Raw genomic sequence first — 2,547 nt, 5'->3', positions numbered from 1 at the left:
GGTGGGCGACTTCACCGCGATGATCGCGGTGGTGCTCTACGCGCTTGCCCCTGCGGTCCGCTACACCGCGCACGGCATCCAGCAGATCCGGCCGATGCTGATCGAGGCCGGCACGGCGGCCGGCTGCACCAACTGGCAGCTCCTCACCCGGATCCGCCTGCCGCTGGCGCTGTCGGAGATCATGCTGGGCCTCAACCAGACGATCATGCTGGCGCTCTCCATGCTGGTGATCACTGCCCTGGTCGGCACCCGTGATCTCGGCCAGGAGGTCTATGTTGCGCTTACCAAGGCCGATACCGGCCGGGGCGTCATCGCGGGCCTGTGCGTGGCGTTCATCGCGATCACCGCGGACCGGCTGATCCAGGCGGGCGTGGCGCGGCTAAAGGCGAGGGGGGCGGTCGCGTGACACCGGACGAAGCCGCGGCATTGGTGGCGGCCCTGCCGATCTGGCGGGGAGCGGTGGCACCCGAGCCGCTGGGCGGCGGCATCACCAACCTGAACTTCGTGGTGGCCGATGCCGGCCGGCGCTTCGTGGTCCGGGTCGGCCACGACATCCCGCAGCACGGCATCGTGCGGGCCAACGAGCTGGCGGCGAGCCGTGCGGCCGCGGCAGCAGGGCTGGCACCCGCCGTGGTGCATGCGGAGCCGGGCATCCTGGTGCTGGACCATGTCGAGGCCCGGCCGTTTTCGGCCGAGGACGTGCGCGATCCCGCCAACCGCGACCGGCTGGTGGCGCTCCTGCGGGAGTGCCACCGCCTGGTGCCGCGCCATCTGCGCGGCGCCGGCTTCATGTTCTGGGTGTTCCACGTCCTGCGCGACTATGGGCACACGCTGGTGGAGGGGAACAGCCGCCACCGCGCGCACCTGCCCGGGTTCGCGGCGCTGGCCGACCGGCTGGAGCGCCTGGTGCAGCCGGTCGAGATCGTGTTCGGGCACAACGACCTGCTGCCGGCCAACATCCTGGACGACGGCAGGCGGCTCTGGCTGGTCGACTGGGAATATGCCGGGTTCAACTCGCCGCTGTTCGACCTGGGCGGGATCGCCTCGAATGCGGAGATGGAGGCCGGCGAGGCGCTGGCCCTGGCGGAGGCCTATCACGGGCGGCGCCTGACCGAGCGCGAGCTCGTGCAGGCCCAGGCGATGACTGCCGCATCGCTGCTGCGCGAGACCATGTGGAGCATGGTCTCCGAGATCCACTCGACGCTGGACTTCGACTACCCGGCCTATACGGCCGCCAATCTCGCGCGTCTGGAGGCGGCGGTGGCCGCGCTCGACGCCATGGAGCGGGCATGAGCGAGCTTCCTTCCAGTGCCGCGATCATCGTGGTCGGCGGCGGGATCGTGGGCGCCTCGGTGGCCTATCATCTGGGCCAGATGGGGGCGGGCGAGGTGCTGCTCCTGGAGCAGGGCCGCCTCACCTCCGGCTCGACCTGGCATGCCGCGGGTCTGGTTGGGCAGCTGCGCAGCAGCGCCAACATCACCCAGCTCCTGGGCTACTCGGTTTCGCTCTACGACCGGCTGGAGGCCGAGACCGGACATGCCACCGGCTGGAAGCGCAATGGCGGGCTCCGGCTCGCCTGCAATGAGGAGCGCTGGACGGAGGTGCGCCGCCAGGCCACCACCGCCCATTCCTTCGGCCTGGAGATGCACCTCCTTTCGCCCAAGGAGGCGCAGGAGCTGTGGCCGCTCATGACCGTCGACGACGTGGTCGGCGCCGCCTTCCTGCCGACCGACGGCCAGGCCAGCCCCAGCGACATCGTTCAGGCGCTGGCGAGCGGGGCGCGCAAGGCGGGTGTGGTGATCCGGGAGGGCGTGGCGGTCCAGGAGATCCTGGCGGAAGGCGGCAAGGTCACCGGCGTCAGGACGTCCGGTGGCACGATCCGCTGCGGCAAGCTGGTGCTCTGTTGCGGCCAGTGGACCCGGCAGCTCGCCCGTACGGTGGGCGTCAACGTCCCGCTCGTCCCGGTGCAGCACCAGTACCTGATCACCGAGGCGATCCCGGGCGTCACGCCGGACCTGCCGACCCTGCGCGATCCCGACCGGCTGACCTACTACAAGGAGGAGGTCGGCGGCCTGGTGTTGGGCGGCTACGAGCCTACCCCGCTGCCCTGGGAACTGGAGGTGCCGGACCGGTTCGAGTTCCAGCTGCTCCAGCCCGATTGGGACCATTTCGAGCCGATCATGGAACTGGCGCTGGGCCGGGTGCCGGCCCTGGAGACGGCCGGGGTCAAGCAGCTGGTCAACGGCCCGGAAAGTTTCACCCCGGACGGCAATTTCATCTTAGGGGAGGCGCCGGAGCTGTCCGGCCTGTTCGTCGGCGCCGGGTTCAATGCGTTCGGGATCGCTTCTGGCGGCGGTGCCGGGATGGCGCTGGCGGAGTGGGTCAGGAACGGTGCGCCGCCCTTCGATCTCTGGCCGGTGGACATCCGCCGGTTCGGCCGCGCCCATGCCGATCCGGACTGGGTGCGCACCCGCACGCTCGAAGCCTACGGCAAGCACTACACCATGGCCTGGCCCCAGGAGGAGCACGAGAGCGGCCGGCCGCTGC

General features: G+C 70.6%; 3 protein-coding genes. All 3 read left to right on the top strand.

What is annotated here, in order from left to right; genetic code table 11:
* A partial coding sequence (locus VNS22_RS23680; protein ID WP_325736887.1) for an ABC transporter permease subunit occupies positions 1-406 on the top strand: 406 nt, incomplete at its 5' end.
* Positions 403-1,293, top strand: coding sequence for a phosphotransferase (locus VNS22_RS23675; protein ID WP_325736885.1), 891 nt, complete (start codon positions 403-405; stop codon positions 1,291-1,293). The genes VNS22_RS23680 and VNS22_RS23675, both read left to right, overlap by 4 nt.
* The coding region (locus tag VNS22_RS23670; protein ID WP_325736884.1) for an FAD-dependent oxidoreductase at positions 1,290-2,547 on the top strand (1,258 nt) is incomplete at its 3' end. The genes VNS22_RS23675 and VNS22_RS23670, both read left to right, overlap by 4 nt.

Source organism: Geminicoccus sp. (assembly GCF_035556675.1).
Classification (GTDB): Bacteria; Pseudomonadota; Alphaproteobacteria; order Geminicoccales; family Geminicoccaceae; genus Geminicoccus.
This window is presented reverse-complemented; position numbering and strand designations above follow the sequence as displayed.